The sequence below is a fragment of the Litoreibacter ascidiaceicola genome, assembly GCF_900129235.1.
Taxonomy (GTDB): domain Bacteria; phylum Pseudomonadota; class Alphaproteobacteria; order Rhodobacterales; family Rhodobacteraceae; genus Litoreibacter; species Litoreibacter ascidiaceicola.
The window spans coordinates 394,439-409,783 of record NZ_FQUV01000003.1; the positions used below are offsets into that span (position 1 = coordinate 394,439).

Annotated in this window: 16 protein-coding genes; 12 read left to right on the forward strand and 4 right to left on the reverse strand. The window is 61.8% G+C overall.

Going from position 1 to position 15,345, the window contains the following annotated elements:
- Positions 1-71: 71 nt before the first annotated feature.
- The 3 genes from BUB72_RS08100 to BUB72_RS08110 form a co-directional block, all read right to left on the reverse strand.
- Complete coding sequence (locus BUB72_RS08100; protein ID WP_073142630.1) at positions 72-716, reverse strand: SDR family NAD(P)-dependent oxidoreductase; 645 nt, start codon at positions 714-716, stop codon at positions 72-74.
- A gap of 10 nt (positions 717-726) precedes the next feature.
- Positions 727-1,140: a DUF1178 family protein gene (locus BUB72_RS08105; RefSeq protein WP_073142633.1), complete on the reverse strand. Its 414-nt coding sequence runs from the start codon at positions 1,138-1,140 to the stop codon at positions 727-729.
- Positions 1,141-1,210: 70 nt separating this feature from the next.
- Positions 1,211-1,687 (reverse strand): NUDIX hydrolase, encoded by a 477-nt coding sequence (locus BUB72_RS08110; RefSeq protein ID WP_073142635.1) that lies wholly within the window; start codon positions 1,685-1,687, stop codon positions 1,211-1,213.
- Between the two features lie 123 nt (positions 1,688-1,810).
- Here BUB72_RS08110 and BUB72_RS08115 point away from each other — a divergent pair, with 123 nt between their 5' ends.
- Entirely contained in the window at positions 1,811-2,935 is a 1,125-nt protein-coding gene (locus BUB72_RS08115; RefSeq protein ID WP_083588607.1) for an acetoin utilization protein AcuC, read from the forward strand.
- 6 nt (positions 2,936-2,941) lie between these two features.
- On the opposite strand, the gene BUB72_RS08120 is transcribed toward BUB72_RS08115, so the two are convergent.
- The gene (locus tag BUB72_RS08120; RefSeq protein WP_073142637.1) at positions 2,942-3,916 is read right to left on the reverse strand and encodes a threonine dehydratase; all 975 of its coding nucleotides are present in this window, start codon (positions 3,914-3,916) and stop codon (positions 2,942-2,944) included.
- 84 nt (positions 3,917-4,000) lie between these two features.
- Between BUB72_RS08120 and modA the strand changes: the two genes are divergently transcribed.
- From modA to BUB72_RS08175, 11 genes are all read left to right on the forward strand, one after another.
- Positions 4,001-4,705: a molybdate ABC transporter substrate-binding protein gene (gene modA, locus BUB72_RS08125; protein WP_073142967.1), complete on the forward strand. Its 705-nt coding sequence runs from the start codon at positions 4,001-4,003 to the stop codon at positions 4,703-4,705.
- Positions 4,705-5,391, forward strand: a complete 687-nt coding sequence (gene modB / locus BUB72_RS08130; protein ID WP_073142639.1) for a molybdate ABC transporter permease subunit — start codon at positions 4,705-4,707, stop codon at positions 5,389-5,391. The genes modA and modB overlap by 1 nt, the downstream gene beginning before the upstream one ends.
- A complete protein-coding gene (modC, locus tag BUB72_RS08135; protein WP_073142641.1) occupies positions 5,388-6,479 on the forward strand; it encodes a molybdenum ABC transporter ATP-binding protein in 1,092 nt (363 codons plus the stop codon). Before modB ends, modC begins: the two co-directional genes overlap by 4 nt.
- Before the next feature lie 102 nt (positions 6,480-6,581).
- Entirely contained in the window at positions 6,582-7,493 is a 912-nt protein-coding gene (locus BUB72_RS08140; RefSeq protein WP_073142644.1) for a lipid A-modifier LpxR family protein, read from the forward strand.
- Between the two features lie 142 nt (positions 7,494-7,635).
- Positions 7,636-8,691, forward strand: coding sequence for a Hint domain-containing protein (locus BUB72_RS08145; protein WP_073142970.1), 1,056 nt, complete (start codon positions 7,636-7,638; stop codon positions 8,689-8,691).
- A gap of 4 nt (positions 8,692-8,695) precedes the next feature.
- Positions 8,696-9,388, forward strand: a complete 693-nt coding sequence (locus BUB72_RS08150; protein WP_073142646.1) for a M50 family metallopeptidase — start codon at positions 8,696-8,698, stop codon at positions 9,386-9,388.
- A 13-nt stretch (positions 9,389-9,401) separates the two neighbouring features.
- Entirely contained in the window at positions 9,402-10,043 is a 642-nt protein-coding gene (locus tag BUB72_RS08155; protein WP_073142649.1) for a hypothetical protein, read from the forward strand.
- 146 nt (positions 10,044-10,189) lie between these two features.
- On the forward strand, positions 10,190-10,810 hold the full coding sequence (gene rpsD, locus BUB72_RS08160; protein ID WP_073142972.1) for a 30S ribosomal protein S4: 621 nt from the start codon (positions 10,190-10,192) through the stop codon (positions 10,808-10,810).
- 67 nt (positions 10,811-10,877) lie between these two features.
- Positions 10,878-12,293, forward strand: a complete 1,416-nt coding sequence (locus BUB72_RS08165; protein ID WP_073142651.1) for a homospermidine synthase — start codon at positions 10,878-10,880, stop codon at positions 12,291-12,293.
- A gap of 376 nt (positions 12,294-12,669) precedes the next feature.
- The gene (acs, locus tag BUB72_RS08170; RefSeq protein ID WP_073142653.1) at positions 12,670-14,640 is read left to right on the forward strand and encodes an acetate--CoA ligase; all 1,971 of its coding nucleotides are present in this window, start codon (positions 12,670-12,672) and stop codon (positions 14,638-14,640) included.
- Entirely contained in the window at positions 14,640-15,326 is a 687-nt protein-coding gene (locus BUB72_RS08175) for an adenylate kinase (RefSeq protein WP_073142656.1), read from the forward strand. The genes acs and BUB72_RS08175 overlap by 1 nt, the downstream gene beginning before the upstream one ends.
- The last annotated feature ends 19 nt before the right edge of the window (positions 15,327-15,345 follow it).

Consider the following 15,345-nt stretch of genomic DNA (forward strand, 5'->3'; position numbering starts at 1 on the left):
CTTTGTCGTATCGTGCTGCGTCTTATGACGCGACGGCACGAAGGGCAAGGGGCAGAGGATATGGGGAAGGGTCAGTAAGGCATCGCCTCGCCGTTCCACATCTCGAAGCATCCCGAGGATTCGGGGCCTAGCGCATCAAAGCGCTGGATCAGACCTGCGGAGGACTCCTCGACCGTGATCGCCGCGGCGCTTCCGCCCATGTCAGTCTGCACCCAGCCGGGATGGTAGATACCAACGGCGATGTTCGGGGCCAACTCCACCGCCAGATTGCGACCGAGGTTCAGCGCCGCCGCCTTGGAGGCGCGGTAGACAAAAGCGTTGCCGCCCGCCCGTTCGCTGGAGCCCATTTGCGACGAAATGATTGCCACCTTACCGCCCGCCGCGCGCAGGTTCGGCAAAAGCGCCTCGATGGTCAGGAATACGCCTGTTACGTTGGTGGCGAAGGTGTCGGCCCAGATGTCCGCGCCATATCCGCGTCCAAGCTCGTGGCCCTTATCGAGGTAGACGCCCGCATTGCAGACCAGCAGGTCCAGCGGTTGCCCATCCAGTGCATCGGCCATCGCGGCCACGGAGGTGGGGTCGCTGACGTCGAGTTGCAGCCAACCCTCCGCAGCCTTGCCGCGTGTGGTGCCAGTCACCTCATCACCGCGCGTTGCATATCCGTCATAAAGTGCGCGCCCGATGCCGCGATTTGCACCTGTGATTAGAACTCTCATGGCGGCCTCTCTAGTTGCTCTTGCGGTTCGGCCCGAAGGGCAGCGGTACCACGGGGATGCCGTCGTCGATCAGTGCCTTGGCGTCTTTTAACTTTGCTTCGCCATAGATCGACCGCTCCGGCGCTGTGCCGTTATGCATGGCGCGGGCTTCCTTGGCGAAATTGCTGCCGACATGTTCAGAATTGGCCTCCACCTTTGCCCGCAATCCCTTCAACGCCTGTTCGGCGGGGGAGGCAGGGGCGGAGAGCGGTTTGTCCTCCGATGTGCGCACGCGCGGCGCCATGATGGACTTCTTGACCTCGTCCGTGCCGCAGATTGCGCAGGTGATCATGCCCGACGACAACAACTTGTCGAACGCGTCTGCCGACTGGAACCAGCTGTCGAAGCAGTGGTCTTTGGCACAGGTGAGGGCGTAGCGGATCATAGCGCGGAGTGGTCCTTATAGCGTCCTATAAATCTAAGCACGCGCGGGACGAAGGCAAGCCTCAATCGGGTTAGGCTTTCAACAGGGACGCGTTGAAATTCTTGATAATCTTGCGCAATTCCGGCTCCCGTACGCGGGCGGCGGCTTTCTTGACGCTGAACCATTTGCGGGTGCGCTGCTTGCTTTCGGGCCAGACTTTATGGATTTTCTGCACCTTCAGCGGAAATACCGACACCGCGCAGGGAAGGTTGTCGGATTTGTCCATGACCTTGGTGTAGGAATAGAGCCCCAGACAGATGTTGTAGGCCTTGCCCTCGACGCCTGCCTCCTCGAACGCCTCGATGGCGGCGGCTTGGGCGGGGGACTGGTCTTCCATCGGCCAGCCTTTGGGGATGATCCAGCGCCGTGAATTGCGTGACGTCACCAAAAGCACCTGCGTCTCGTCGCCCTGCACCCGAAAGCACAACGCCCCGAACTGCGTGCGCACGTCCCGCTTTTGGGACCCCTCCATCCGGAGGGCGGGGTGTTTCATTTTGATCAGCGACATGCTCTGCTCCGACGGCGCGATTACACGCCCTTTTGGCTAAGTTAGCCCGCATATGTGAATAATTAAAGAGTCTTGCGCCGAAACGCCTGTTCCTTCGGCGCAGAGCCGCTAGGTATATGCCCCATGTTGACCCAACCGCTTTTCATCGGCTCCGAGATTTATCGCGGCTCGTCCTATGGCAAGAAGCACCCGTTGCGGGTGCCTCGGGTGTCGACGGTGATGGACCTGAGCCGCGCATTGGGGTGGCTGCCGCCCGCGCAGTTCGTCAACTCGCCGCGCGCCAAGCCTAAGGCGCTGGAAATCTGGCACAGCCCCGAGTATGTCGCCGCGTTACAAGCGGCGGAGGACGCGCAGCATGTCAGCGCGGAGACCCGCGCGCGCCACCGTATCGGCACGCTGGACAATCCGGTCTTCCCCGAGATGTTCCGCCGCCCTGCCACGTCGGCTGGGGGCGCCATGCTGGCGGGGGAATTGCTGGCGAATGGTGGCGTCGTCTACAGCCCCGCAGGCGGCACGCATCACGGCTTTCCCGACCGCGCAGGGGGCTTTTGCTATCTCAACGATCCGGTTCTGGCGATGCTGTCCCTGCGCCGCCAGGGGGTGCAGCGCATCGCCTATGTTGATATCGACGCACATCATCCCGACGGGGTGGAGCATGGCTTCGCGGGTGATCCCGACACGGTGATGGTCTCGGTGCATGAGCAAGGGCTTTGGCCGCGTACGGGGGCGGTGGAGGATCGGGCTGGTGGCTCGGCGTACAACCTGCCGGTGCCGCGCGGATTGAACGACACGGAAATGGCGTTGATCCTTGATCGCCTGATCCTGCCTGTGGTGACGGCCCATCGCCCCGACGCGATTGTCCTGCAATGCGGGGCGGACGCGGTGGAGGAAGACCCGCTGTCGCATCTGAGCCTGTCCAACAACGCGCATTTGCGCGTCTTGCGGGCGTTGCGACCGCTCGCACCGCGTCTGCTGGTGCTGGGTGGTGGCGGCTACAACCCGTGGAGCGTCGGGCGGTTGTGGACTTCTGTTTGGGGCGAGTTGGCGGGGCATGAGGCGCCCGACCGTCTGCCGCCCAAGGCCGAAGCGGTCCTGCGGGCGCTTAGTTTCGAGGGCAACCGCCATGGCCGCAATCCGCCGGAGCATTGGTTTACAACCCTGACCGACGTCCCGCGAGAGGGCGCGATCAGCGACGAGGTCCGCACGAGACTGAATATGCTGAGCGCGCGGTTGAAGGCCCAGTATTAACCGCCGCTAAACCTTCGGCGTTTTGCCCGCCATAACCTGCAAGAACCATTCCGTGTCGATATTCCCGCCGCACAGGATCACCGCGCAGTTGTTGCCCGCCATCTGCTCTTTCTCCTGCAACAACCCCGCCAGAGGCGCGGCACCCGCACCCTCGGCCAAGTTATGAGTGCAGGTGTAATAGGCGCGGATGGCCTCCGCGACCTCGTCGTCGCTGACGGTGATGATCCGCTCCGCGCCTTTGGAATAGATGTCGTAGGCCTCCTGCACCGGCAGGCGGACGGCCATGCCGTCGGCGAAGGTGACGGCGCTGTCGGTCTCGACCATGCGACCTGCCTCGACCGATAGTTTCGCAGTCGGGGCATTCTCTGACACCACGCCCACCACCTTGGTTTTCAGTCCCAAAGCGTCGCGCGCCAGAATGGTGCCGCAGATACCCGAGCCGCAGCCGATGGGGACATAGATCGTGTCCAGATCGGGCTGGGCGGTCAGCAATTCAAACGCATAAGTCGCCACGCCGCGCACCAGTTCCTTGTGGAAGGGCGGCACGATGAACAGGCCTTGTTCTTCGGCCACGCGGAAGGCTTCCGCCTTGGCCTCGTCGAAATCCTGTCCGTGTTCTACCAGTTCGGCCCCGAAGGCGCGCATGGCGGCGTTCTTCTCGACCGAATTGCCGTGGGGGACGTAGATCAGCGCGCGTAGCCCCGCCGCCGTGGCCATCCGCGCTTGGCCTTGCCCGTGGTTGCCCTTGGTGGCCGTGCAGATGCCTGGCACGCCCGGGTGGGTGCGGGTCAGCCAGTCCATAAACGTGATCGCCCCGCGCATTTTGAACGCGCCGGTGGGGCCATGGTTTTCGTGCTTCACCCAAGTGGGCGTGCCCGTGCGGGCGTTCAGCATCGGCCAGCTATATTGCGCCGTGGGGGGCATGTGGCGGTAGACGAGGGCGCAGGCGTCCTCAAGCTCGGATTTGGTGAATGTCATCATGAGGGCCAGCCTAACGCGCTTATGCGCCGCTGCAAGAAGCATTTGGCCTTGCGCCCGCGCGCGCATTGCCCACAATCGGCGGCCATGATCCGTCGTGTTTTCATAGCCTTGGCGTTTTGCCTTGCCACGCTGCCCGCACAGGCGGACGACGTGGTGATCTTCGCCGCGTCTAGTCTGAAAACGGCGTTGGACGAGGTTACGCGAGGCCTCCCCGTGCGCATCTCCTACGGCGGCAGCGGGCTGCTGGCGCGGCAAATCATGCAGGGTGCACCGGCGGATATTTTCTTCTCGGCCAACGCGGTCTGGATGGACGCGGCGCAGGATGCAGGCGCGATCCGCCCCGAGAGCCGCGTGGAGCTGTTGTCCAACGCGCTGGTGATCGTCGGCCATGAGGCGGTGCCGTTCGAAGAAATGCTCGCAAGCGATGGCCGCGTCGCGACGGGGTTGATTGCGTCGGTGCCGGTGGGCATCTACGCGAAGGCCTATCTGGAACGCGCGGGCCACTGGGACGCCATCGCCCCGCGTCTGGTTGAAACCGACAGCGCCCGCGCGGCGCTAGCTTTGGCGGCGCGTGGCGAGGTGCCGTTCGCGGTGGTTTACGCAAGTGATGCGGCTGCGGAGCCTGCGGTGCATGTCATCCACGCCTTGCTTGAATTGCCCGACCTGCCAATCCGCTACCCCGTGGCTTTGACAGCCAGCGCGAAGCCGGAGGCGGGTGCGGTGATGGAGGCGCTGCAAAGCGATACGGCGCGCGCTGTTTACGCGGCGCATGAGTTCGGGGTTCCGTGATGCTTGGCTTGGGACCAGAGGAATGGGGCGCGGTGGCGCTGTCGCTGCGGGTGTCCATTGTGGCGACGCTGGCGATCCTGCCATTGGCGATCTGGGTGGCACATCTGCTGGCGCGGCGTGAGTTTGTGGGCAAGGGCGTGTTGAACGCGCTGGTGTTGCTGCCGCTGGTGCTGCCTCCCGTGGTCACCGGCTATCTGTTGTTGCTGACCTTCGGCACGCAAGGCGCGGTGGGCGGCTTCCTCAGCAACCTTGGCATCGTGTTCGCCTTCCGCTGGACGGGGGCTGCGCTGGCCGCGGCGATCATGGCGTTTCCCTTGATGGTGCGCGCCATCCGGCTTGGGTTCGAGGCGAGTGATCCGAAGCTGGAGCAAGCGGCCACCACACTTGGCGCGTCGCCGTGGCGGGTTTTCCGCACGATCACCTTGCCCGCGGCTTTGCCATCGGTGATTGCAGGCGCGGTTTTGGGCTTCGCCAAGGCCATGGGCGAATTCGGCGCGACGATTACATTCGTTGCGGCCATTCCGGGGCAGACGCAGACCATCCCCTCGGCCATTTACGCCTTCTTGCAAGTGCCCGGCGGCGAAAGCCAAGCGGGCAAACTGGTGCTGGTGTCTCTGGTGATCGCGCTGGGCGCGGTTGCGGTGTCCGAATGGGTCGCACGTAAAGTTGCGGGGCGGCGGGCATGAGCGTTTCGGTCCAGATCACGCAGCGCCTTGGAGATTTCGCGCTAGATGCATCGTTTGAGAGCGAAGGCGGGGTGACGGCGCTGTTCGGGCCATCGGGCTGCGGGAAGACCTCGGTGATTAATGCGATTGCGGGGTTGAGTCGCCCTGATGCAGGGCATATCCGCCTTGGGGATCAGGTGCTGTTTGACGGCGAGACGGGTGTTTTTGTGCCGCCGCACAAGCGCCGGATCGGGTATGTGTTTCAAGAACCGCGCTTGTTCCCGCATATGAGCGTCGGACAAAATATCGGCTATGGGCGGCCAAACCAGCTGTATTCCACGCGGGGCGATGGCGGGCTGGCGGTGCTGGGCATCGAGCACCTGATGGAGCGGTATCCGCGTGACCTGTCGGGCGGCGAGGCGCAGCGCGTGGCGATTGCGCGGGCGCTGACGAGCCAACCGAAAGTGTTGCTGATGGACGAGCCGCTGGCGGCGCTGGACGACGCGCGTAAGACGGACTTCCTGCCCTACCTGCAAGCGCTTGTCGCCAAGACCAGCATTCCGGTGTTCTATGTCAGCCACGCCATGTCGGAAGTTGCGCAGTTGGCGGATCATCTGGTGGTGATGCGGGACGGGCGGGTGGTGCGGTCGGGTGCGCTGGCGCAGCTTTTGTCCGATCCGGCGGCAATTTCCGATATCGGGGTGCGCGAGGCGGGGGCCATTTTGAACGTCACCGTGGCGCAGGCTGATGCCAGCGACGGGTTGAGCGTTTTGGCCACCAGCGCGGGCCGGCTGTTTCTTCCAAAGGTGCAAGCCGAGGATGGAACTGCGATGCGGGTGCGTATTCGTGCCAGCGATGTGATCCTATCCAAAGACAAGCCGGACGGGTTGTCGGCGCTGAATATCCTGCCCTGCACGGTGACGCAGATACATGAAGGACAGGGGCCGGGGGTGGCGGTGGCGTTGCGCTCCGGCGAGGATGCGTTGATGGCGCGGATCACCCGACGCTCCGCCAGAACGATGGGGCTGACAGCGGGGCTGCGTTGCTATGCAGTGATCAAGTCCGTCTCGGTGGCGCCGACCGATATGGGCGGACGCGGGACGGGATAGCCTGTTGCGCAGATGCCGTAGCGCGCGGTTTGCCGCGTGGCGCTGTCTTGTGGCACGGGGCTGCTTTGCGGATAACGGCTGCAAATGACCGTGAGGCCCCCGATGAACTCTCTGCGTACTCTTATGGCGACCGTGATGCTGCTGGCTGTGACCGGTGGCGCGTCGGCTGATGGCAACCGCTCTTTGGGGTGGGGAAGCCTGTTCACCAATGACGCCATCGGTGACAACAAGGACCGCTGGCGCAGCGCGTCGTTGGTGGTGTCGCATCTGCGCGGTACGGAATGGTCGGGGCAACGGCCTGACAGCTTCGGGGCGTTGATCGAATACCGGTTCCGCGCCGAGATGATTACCCCCGTCAACGTGGCCGCGCCCAGAGCGTCGGATCGGTTGTATGTGGGCGCGCTGTCGGTCGGGGCGCATACGCATTTCCAGAAAGGTGCCACCGAGATGAGCCTTGGGCTCGATCTGGTATTTGTCGGCCCGCAAACCAAGATTGACCAGTTGCAGGACGAGCTGCACGGGGTATTCGCGTCGTCCAGCGTGAATGTGGACGGGTTTCAGGTTGCCAATGCGGTTTACCCGACCGTGACATTCGAGGCCGGTCGCGAGTTCGCGCTTGGCGGGGCGGGCCGTGTGCGCCCGTTCGTGGAGCTTCAGGCGGGGGCGGAAACGCTGGCGCGGGTGGGGGCTGATGTAACCTTTGGCGGCTTCGGGACAGGGGCCTTGCTGCTGCGCGACAGCACGACGGGGCTGCTTTACACCGGCATTCAAGGGGATCGGCCTACGGGATTGTCTTTCATTATGGGCGGCGATGTCGCGTATGTGGCGGATAGCAAATACCTCGACACGCCGGGGATCGCTGCGAAAGACATGCGGGCGCGGTTTCGGGCGGGAGTGCATCAGCAGTTCCAGCGCGCGGCCTTGTTTTACGGGGCGACCTATCTGAGCGAGGAATACGAGAGCCAGCCCGAGGGGCAGATTGTCGGCGCGCTGAGCGTGAATATCCAGTTCTGACAGCTCAGAGGGAGTCCTCTATGCAACAGGTGAGCTACACGTCTTAACGAATTGTTAACGCATGCCTATCCAGATACGGATTTTCGTGTTACCGCTTAAAAAAGACGACCAAAAAAATAAAAAACTTGAGCAGGTAACGGACATGAAAACGGGCTTTACAGGCACGTATGTCCTCACGTCAGACCAAATTCAGCTGGACGGAGCCGCAAGTGCTTTGGGACAGCTGCCTCAGACCGGTCAGGTCTGGTCTTGGCACGGGGACGCCGTGCGTCTGGATGGGACGCATTCTCCATTGATCCTAACGGGTGAGATCGGCCGCGAAGATTTGCGCCGCCGTGTCGCGCGCGTCGTGCAGCGCAAGTTCGACTTACCCGAAGGCGGTGATGTCACCGTTGGCGACGACGACATGACAGGGCCTGAGGGCTACGTGCTGTCGGATGGTGAGGTGCGGTTCACGCTGGTGCCGATACGATCCTCCAAACTCGCAACGATGTTGTGGTGGTGTGTCGATGGTGTGCCGCTTGCGGGGCGCGAATACCGTGTGACCTCCGCCCCAAGCACACCCGCGGTTCAACGCAGTTCCAGCGATTTTGGCGGTGATGTGATCTGCTTTACCGAAGGCACGCGCATTCGCACGCCTGATGGCGAAGCGCATGTGGAACATCTGGGTGTCGGCGACGTGGTGCAGACCAAGGATGACGGGGCGCAGGAAATCCTGTGGATCGGTCGTCGCCGCATGTCTGGTGCGCGGCTTTATGCGATGCCCGAGTTGCGCCCCGTGCGCCTGCGGGCAGCGGCGCTGGATCTAGATGTGCCGGACGAAGATTTGCTGGTCTCGCCGCATCACCGGATCTTGTTCTCCGGCCCCAATGCGCAAGCCTTGTTCAACCAGCCGGAAGTGCTGGTGGCGGCGTCCGACCTGATCAACGACAATTCGGTTTTTGTGGATCACACCGTGAAAGAGGTGACCTATATTCACCTGCTGTTGTCGCGCCATCAGGTTCTGTGGGCCAACGGGGTGGCGACGGAAAGTTACCATCCGGCGAATACCACGCTGAAGACGGTGGATGCTGGGCAACGTGCCGGTTTGCTGGACCTGTTCCCTGACTTGAAACGCGACCTTCACAGCTATGGCCCGTTTGCGCGGCGCAATCTTGACCGCTCCGAAGCTGCGATCCTGATGCACGACATGGTGTAGACCCGTGGCCTTTGTGAAAGGCCATTGGCAGTTGCTGGTGCTGGTCGCCGTTATTTTCGCATTGTGGTCGACGCCGGTCATGGTGCCGCTGAAAATCGTCGTGGTGTTGCTGCATGAGCTGTCCCACGGATTGGCCGCGATCCTCACGGGCGGCTCCATCGAGCAAATCACCATTTCCCCGGAGCAAGGCGGGCTAGCGCAGTTGCGCGGCGGTTCGCGCTTCTGGTCGTTGACGGCTGGCTATCTGGGCTCGTTGCTGCTTGGCATGGCGCTGCTGTTCGCGGCCTTGCGCAGCACGGCGGACCGCGCTGTGGTGGCGGGATTGGGGCTGCTGCTGCTGGTGATGGCAGCGTTGTACTTGCGTGACCTGTTTGCCTTGCTGTTTTGCATCGGTCTGGCAGTGGTGTTGCTGGCGGTGGCGCGATGGCTGGATCACCGCGCCAATGATCTGGTGCTGCGGGTGATCGGGCTGACCTCGATGATCTACGTGCCGTTCGACATTTTCTCCGACACCATCGCGCGGTCGCATCTGCAATCCGACGCGTGGTTGATGGCCAACGAGTTTGGTGGGGCAACGGTGATGTGGGGCGGGCTGTGGCTGGTGCTGAGCCTTCTGGCGATTGGGACTAGCCTGCGTTACGGTTTGGGGGCGTCGAGCAATATCGTGTTTGGCAAATCTACGCCGCCATCCGTTTGAACAAAGGTCGACTATGAAAATACTCCTCACGCTGGCGATTGCCCTGAGCATTGCCGGCTCTGGCTGGACCGCGACGCTGAGCTATGACGGCGTGTCCGCGACCGTCCCTACGCCGCGGGGCTACAAAGACGTGTCGGCGGCCAAGGGCGCCCCGAAAGACGTCGCGGTATTCGAGACCAAGGCGGTCGAGGAATTGGAGCGGATCGGCGAATTCAACGACACAATCGTTGCGTATGTTGCGCGCGCCGACGCACAGGCAGGTAGCGGCACCGAGGCCGAATTCGACAAGATGTTCCGGCTGTTTTTCAGCAAAGCACAGGCCCATACCAAGGGGCAGAAGTTCAATATCCCCAAAGGTGCGAAATCAGCCCGTTGGATAAAGGCGGTGTTTGACTACTCCGGCGGCATGAAGAACGCGCGTGCTGTCACCGCGACCGAGAACGGACCAAGATCGAAGGCTTTGCAGCTGACGACGGGCATGGTGATGCCGGGAGTTACGACTATTCCGGTGGTCGAGGAAATCTCGTTCGTTTTGGTCTGGGATGCGATGGTGACCTTCCATACCGTTCGCGCTGATCTGGATGGTAAAATGGGGCAACGCGTGCGCAAAGCGAGTGCGCGTTTGCGTCGTGAAATTGCAAAGGCGCAGCCGTAGCGCCGGGCCTGTTGACTCTGCCCTGAACCCGTCTATAAGCGCCTCTTCATTGGTGTTGGTGGCCCTCGCAAGAGGAACCCTGTCACCCCGGCAAAATCCGGGGGAAGGACAACGCCCTTCTGAAAATGCAAGAAGGAGATCAGCAAGTGACGAAACGTACTGCTGCCAAATACAAAATTGACCGCCGGATGGGCGAAAACATCTGGGGTCGCGCAAAATCCCCAGTTAACCGTCGTGAATATGGCCCCGGCCAGCACGGTCAGCGCCGCAAGGGCAAACTGTCGGACTTCGGTCTGCAGCTGCGCGCCAAGCAGAAGCTGAAAGGCTACTACGGCGACCTGACCGAGAAGCAGTTCAAGCGTACCTACGTTGAAGCTGCTCGTGTTAAAGGCGACACCGGTGAAAACCTGATCGGCCTGCTGGAGCGTCGTCTGGATGCTGTTGTCTACCGCGCCAAGTTCGTGCCGACCGTTTTTGCGGCCCGCCAGTTCGTGAACCACGGCCACGTGACCGTGAACGGCCAGCGCGTCAACATTCCTTCCTACCGTGTGAAGGAAGGCGACGTGATCGAAGTCCGTGAGAAGTCCAAGCAAATGGCGCTGGTGCTCGAAGCATCGCAACTGCCAGAGCGTGACGTTCCTGACTACATGGAAGTCGACCACTCCAAAATGAAAGCGACCTTCGTGCGCACTCCGGGTCTGGGCGACGTGCCTTACCCTGTCATGATGGAACCGAACCTCGTGATCGAATACTACGCACAGAACTAAGGTTCTTGTGCCATTCAGTCCCAAAGGCCGCCCCTCGGGGCGGTCTTTTTGCTTTGGAGGAAGATAAATGACCCACCCAGTTTACGGGCGTATTGACGGCCCCATCGTGATGATCGGCTTCGGCTCTATCGGCAAAGGCACATGGCCGCTGATTGAGCGGCATTTCGAATATGACGCCGACAAGTTCGTGGTGATCGAGCCGAACGCCGACAACCACAACTTCCTGACGCAGCACAATATCCGCTTTGTGGCCGAGGCTGTGACCCGTGACAATTACCGTGAGTTGCTGGGCGGGATGCTGGAGCGCGGCCGCGGCTTTGTGGTGAACCTGTCGGTGGACACGTCCTCGCTGGACCTGATGAAGTTCTGCCGCGAGATGGAGGTGCCGTACATCGACACGGTGGTGGAGCCTTGGGACGGCTTCTATTTCGAGACTGAAAGCAACGCGGAGCGGACCAATTATGCCCTGCGCCAGAAGGTGCGTGACGAGAAGGCGGCGCGCCCCGGTGGATCGACGGCGGTGTCGTGCTGCGGGGCGAACCCCGGCATGGTGAGCTGGTTCGTCAAAGAGGCATTGCTGATGCTGGCGCAGGACACCGGCAAGGACGCGACCGCGCCGACCACCCGCGAAGGGTGGGGCAAGCTGATGCAATCGCTTGGCGTCAAAGGCGTCCACATTGCCGAACGCGACACCCAAGCCCGCCGCCTGCCGCGCCCCCGCAATGTGTTCGTGAACACATGGTCGGTCGAAGGCTTCATCGCGGAAGGGTTCCAGCCTGCGGAGTTGGGCTGGGGCACGCATGAGACGTGGATGCCGGAGAATGCGCATAGCTATGATGTGGGCTGTCAGTCCGCCATCTGGCTGGAGCGTCCGGGTGCGATCACCCGCGTGCACACATGGTGCCCGACGCCGGGTCCGCAATTCGGCTATCTGGTGACCCATAACGAGGCGGTGTCGATCTCGGATTACTACACCGTCGGCGCGGCAGACGCGCCGGAGTATCGCCCGACCTGCCATTATGCGTACCACCCCTGCGACGACGCGGTGCTGTCGCTGCACGAGATGTTCGGCTCTGGTCGCCAGCAGGTGGAGCACGAAATTCTGGACGTGGACGAACTCGTCGAGGGCATCGACGAGTTGGGCGTGCTTTTGTACGGGCATGAAAAGAACGCTCTGTGGTTCGGCTCGCGCCTGTCCAACGCGGAAACGCGCAAACTGGCGCCGTATCAGAACGCCACTGGGTTGCAGGTCACGTCAGCGGTGCTGGCAGGCATAGTCTGGGCGCTGGAGAACCCGAATGCGGGGATCGTCGAGACCGACGAGATGGACCATGCGCGGTGTTTGGAGGTTCAACGTCCGTATCTTGGGCCGGTTGAGGGGCATTACACCGACTGGACGCCCTTGCAGGACCGGTGGCAGCATTTCCCCGAAGACATCGACGAAAGCGACCCCTGGCAGTTCCGCAACGTGCTCGCCAGCTGAGAATCGCAGGTTGCCCTGTTCGGGTGGCCTGCCTTCCGCTGCGTCATTTTGCGCCAACATATCGCGCGACTATGGTCTGGTAGCGCACGCGGCGTGGTGGAAAACTGCTGAAGGTTGGCTGCTGAAATGGCCTCTGCTGCGTTGCGGCAAGTCAATGGAGCAGCAATATATTTACTAAATTTACAACTCTTTCCCCAAGAATTGGCTGAATAAGGGAAATAAGTTTACAAAATTATCTTTCAATACCCGACGCTTGACGGCAATTTTAAAATGAGCGTGCTATAAGCTCCGGTAAGGGAGCACTATCTACAAGATAAGGTGCAGGGCGGGAGTGCCCTTGCGTCAAGCTCCTTGCTCAGATTTTGCGGAGGACCATATGACGACCCCATCCAATCCAGACACGACCTATGCCCCGGACCCTGCCTTCGCCAAGGCCGCCCATGTGGACGCGGCGGGTTACGAGAAAATGTACGCAGCCTCTGTGGCCGACCCCGACGCCTTCTGGGCGGAGCAGGGCAAGCGGCTGGACTGGATCAAGCCGTTCAGCCAAGTCTCGGACGTGGATTTCACCTTGGGCAACGTCCATATCAACTGGTTCGCCGATGGCACCCTGAACGTCGCGGCCAACTGCATCGACCGCCATCTGGCGGCACGTGGCGACCAGACCGCGATCATCTGGGAACCGGATGATCCCACCAAGGAAGACGCCAAGCACATTACCTACAAGCAACTGCATAAGTCGGTCTGCAAAATGGCCAATGTGCTGGAAAGCCTTGGCGTGCGCAAAGGCGACCGCGTTGTCATCTATCTGCCCATGATCCCCGAAGCGGCCTACGCCATGCTGGCCTGCGCGCGCATTGGCGCGATCCATTCCATCGTGTTCGCGGGCTTCTCGCCGGATGCTTTGGGGGCGCGGATCAACGGCTGTGACGCCAAGGTGGTGATCACGGCAGATCACGCGCCACGAGGCGGGCGCTCCACACCGCTGAAGTCGAACACTGACCAAGCATTGTTGCACTGCAAGGACAGCGTGAAATGTCTGGTGGTCAAGCGCACAGGCGGGCAGACCACGTGGACCGACCGTGACTATGACTACGACGAGATGGCGATGGAGGCGGACGACAGCTGCCACCCCGCCGAGATGAGCGCCGAAGATCCGCTGTTTATACTCTATACTTCCGGCTCGACCGGCCAGCCCAAGGGCGTGGTTCACAGCTCCGGCGGCTATCTGACCTATGCGGCCATGACGCATGAGATCGTCTTCGACTACCATGATGGCGACGTGTTCTGGTGCACGGCGGATGTGGGCTGGGTTACCGGCCACAGCTACATCGTCTATGGCCCGCTGGCCAATGGCGCGACGACGATCATGTTCGAAGGCGTGCCGACCTTCCCAGACGCAGGCCGGTTCTGGGACGTGTGCGAAAAGCACAAGGTAAACCAGTTCTACACCGCACCGACCGCGCTGCGCGCGTTGATGGGACAGGGCGACAGCTTTGTTGAAGGACGTGATCTGAGCGATCTGAAAGTGCTGGGCACTGTGGGCGAGCCGATCAATCCTGAGGCATGGACGTGGTATTACAACGTCGTCGGCAAGGGCAAAGTGCCGATCGTTGACACATGGTGGCAGACCGAAACCGGCGGCCACCTGATGACGCCATTGCCGGGAGCTACGAATTTGAAGCCGGGATCGGCGCAGCAGCCGTTCTTCGGGATCAAGCCGCTGGTTCTGGACCCGCAATCGGCGGAAGTCATCGAAGGCAATGACGTGGACGGCGTGCTGGTTATCGCCAACTCGTGGCCCGGCCAGATGCGCACCGTTTGGGGCGATCATGAGCGGTTCGAGAAGACCTATTTCAGCGACTACCCCGGCTACTACTTCACCGGTGACGGCTGCAAGCGCGATGCGGATGGCGATTACTGGATTACGGGGCGCGTCGATGACGTGATCAACGTGTCCGGCCACCGTATGGGGACTGCCGAAGTCGAAAGCGCGCTTGTGGCACATGCCCAAGTGGCCGAGTCCGCGGTTGTGGGCTACCCGCATGACATCAAAGGCCAAGGCATCTACGCCTATGTCACCTTGATGAACGACGTGGAGCCCACCGAAGAGCTGCGCAAGGAGCTGGAAAAATGGGTTCGCACCGAGATCGGCCCGATTGCCAAACCGGACCTGATCCAATGGGCACCCGGCCTGCCGAAAACACGCTCCGGTAAGATCATGCGCCGCATTCTGCGCAAGATTGCCGAAGATGATTTCGGCGCGTTGGGGGATACCTCCACGCTGGCGGAACCTGCCGTGGTCGATGACTTGATCGCCAACCGCATGAACCGGAAGGACGCGTAATGGATGGGTCCAACATTCCCGACGCGGCGCCTGTGCTGATCCTGCTCGGGCCTCCGGGCGCGGGTAAGGGGACGCAAGCGCGTAAACTGGAAGAAGGCTTCGGCCTTGTGCAGTTGTCGACGGGTGATTTGCTGCGCGCCGCAGTTGCCGCTGGCACCGAGGCGGGCAAGCAAGCCAAGGCGGTGATGGAATCCGGTGGGCTGGTCAGCGACGAAATCGTACTGGCGATCCTGAAGGATCGCTTGGCGGAGTCTGACTGCGCCAAGGGCGTGATCCTCGACGGCTTCCCGCGCACCACGGTGCAGGCGGAGGCGCTGGATGATCTGTTGAAAGCGTCAAGCCAACGCATCAACGCGGCGATTTCGCTGGATGTGGATGATGCGGAGATGGTCACGCGCATCGCGGGCCGCTTCACCTGCAAGGGATGCGGCGAAGGCTATCACGATACCTTCAAAGCCCCTGTTGTGGCGGAGACCTGTGACAAGTGCGGCAGCACCCAGATGGTACGCCGTGCAGACGACAATGCGGAAACGGTTGCCTCGCGTCTTGAGGCTTACCACGCGCAAACCGCGCCGTTGATTGACTATTATGACGGCAAGGGTGTTTTGGTGCGGGTGGATGCCATGGGCGACATTGACGCCATCGCGTCGGACCTTGGGGCCATCGTGAGCCGCGTGTCGGCCTGAGCCTTTTCCCGCCTACGGG

Bases quoted from the DNA above. Each gene is read 5' to 3' on its own strand.
- BUB72_RS08100 (WP_073142630.1), bottom strand. From the start codon at position 716: ATGAGAGTTCTAATCACAGGTGCAAATCGCGGCATCGGGCGCGCACTT.
- BUB72_RS08105 (WP_073142633.1), bottom strand. From the start codon at position 1,140: ATGATCCGCTACGCCCTCACCTGTGCCAAAGACCACTGCTTCGACAGC.
- BUB72_RS08110 (WP_073142635.1), bottom strand. From the start codon at position 1,687: ATGTCGCTGATCAAAATGAAACACCCCGCCCTCCGGATGGAGGGGTCC.
- BUB72_RS08115 (WP_083588607.1), top strand. From the start codon at position 1,811: ATGTTGACCCAACCGCTTTTCATCGGCTCCGAGATTTATCGCGGCTCG.
- BUB72_RS08120 (WP_073142637.1), bottom strand. From the start codon at position 3,916: ATGATGACATTCACCAAATCCGAGCTTGAGGACGCCTGCGCCCTCGTC.
- modA (WP_073142967.1), top strand. From the start codon at position 4,001: ATGATCCGTCGTGTTTTCATAGCCTTGGCGTTTTGCCTTGCCACGCTG.
- modB (WP_073142639.1), top strand. From the start codon at position 4,705: ATGCTTGGCTTGGGACCAGAGGAATGGGGCGCGGTGGCGCTGTCGCTG.
- modC (WP_073142641.1), top strand. From the start codon at position 5,388: ATGAGCGTTTCGGTCCAGATCACGCAGCGCCTTGGAGATTTCGCGCTA.
- BUB72_RS08140 (WP_073142644.1), top strand. From the start codon at position 6,582: ATGAACTCTCTGCGTACTCTTATGGCGACCGTGATGCTGCTGGCTGTG.
- BUB72_RS08145 (WP_073142970.1), top strand. From the start codon at position 7,636: ATGAAAACGGGCTTTACAGGCACGTATGTCCTCACGTCAGACCAAATT.
- BUB72_RS08155 (WP_073142649.1), top strand. From the start codon at position 9,402: ATGAAAATACTCCTCACGCTGGCGATTGCCCTGAGCATTGCCGGCTCT.
- BUB72_RS08165 (WP_073142651.1), top strand. From the start codon at position 10,878: ATGACCCACCCAGTTTACGGGCGTATTGACGGCCCCATCGTGATGATC.
- acs (WP_073142653.1), top strand. From the start codon at position 12,670: ATGACGACCCCATCCAATCCAGACACGACCTATGCCCCGGACCCTGCC.
- BUB72_RS08175 (WP_073142656.1), top strand. From the start codon at position 14,640: ATGGATGGGTCCAACATTCCCGACGCGGCGCCTGTGCTGATCCTGCTC.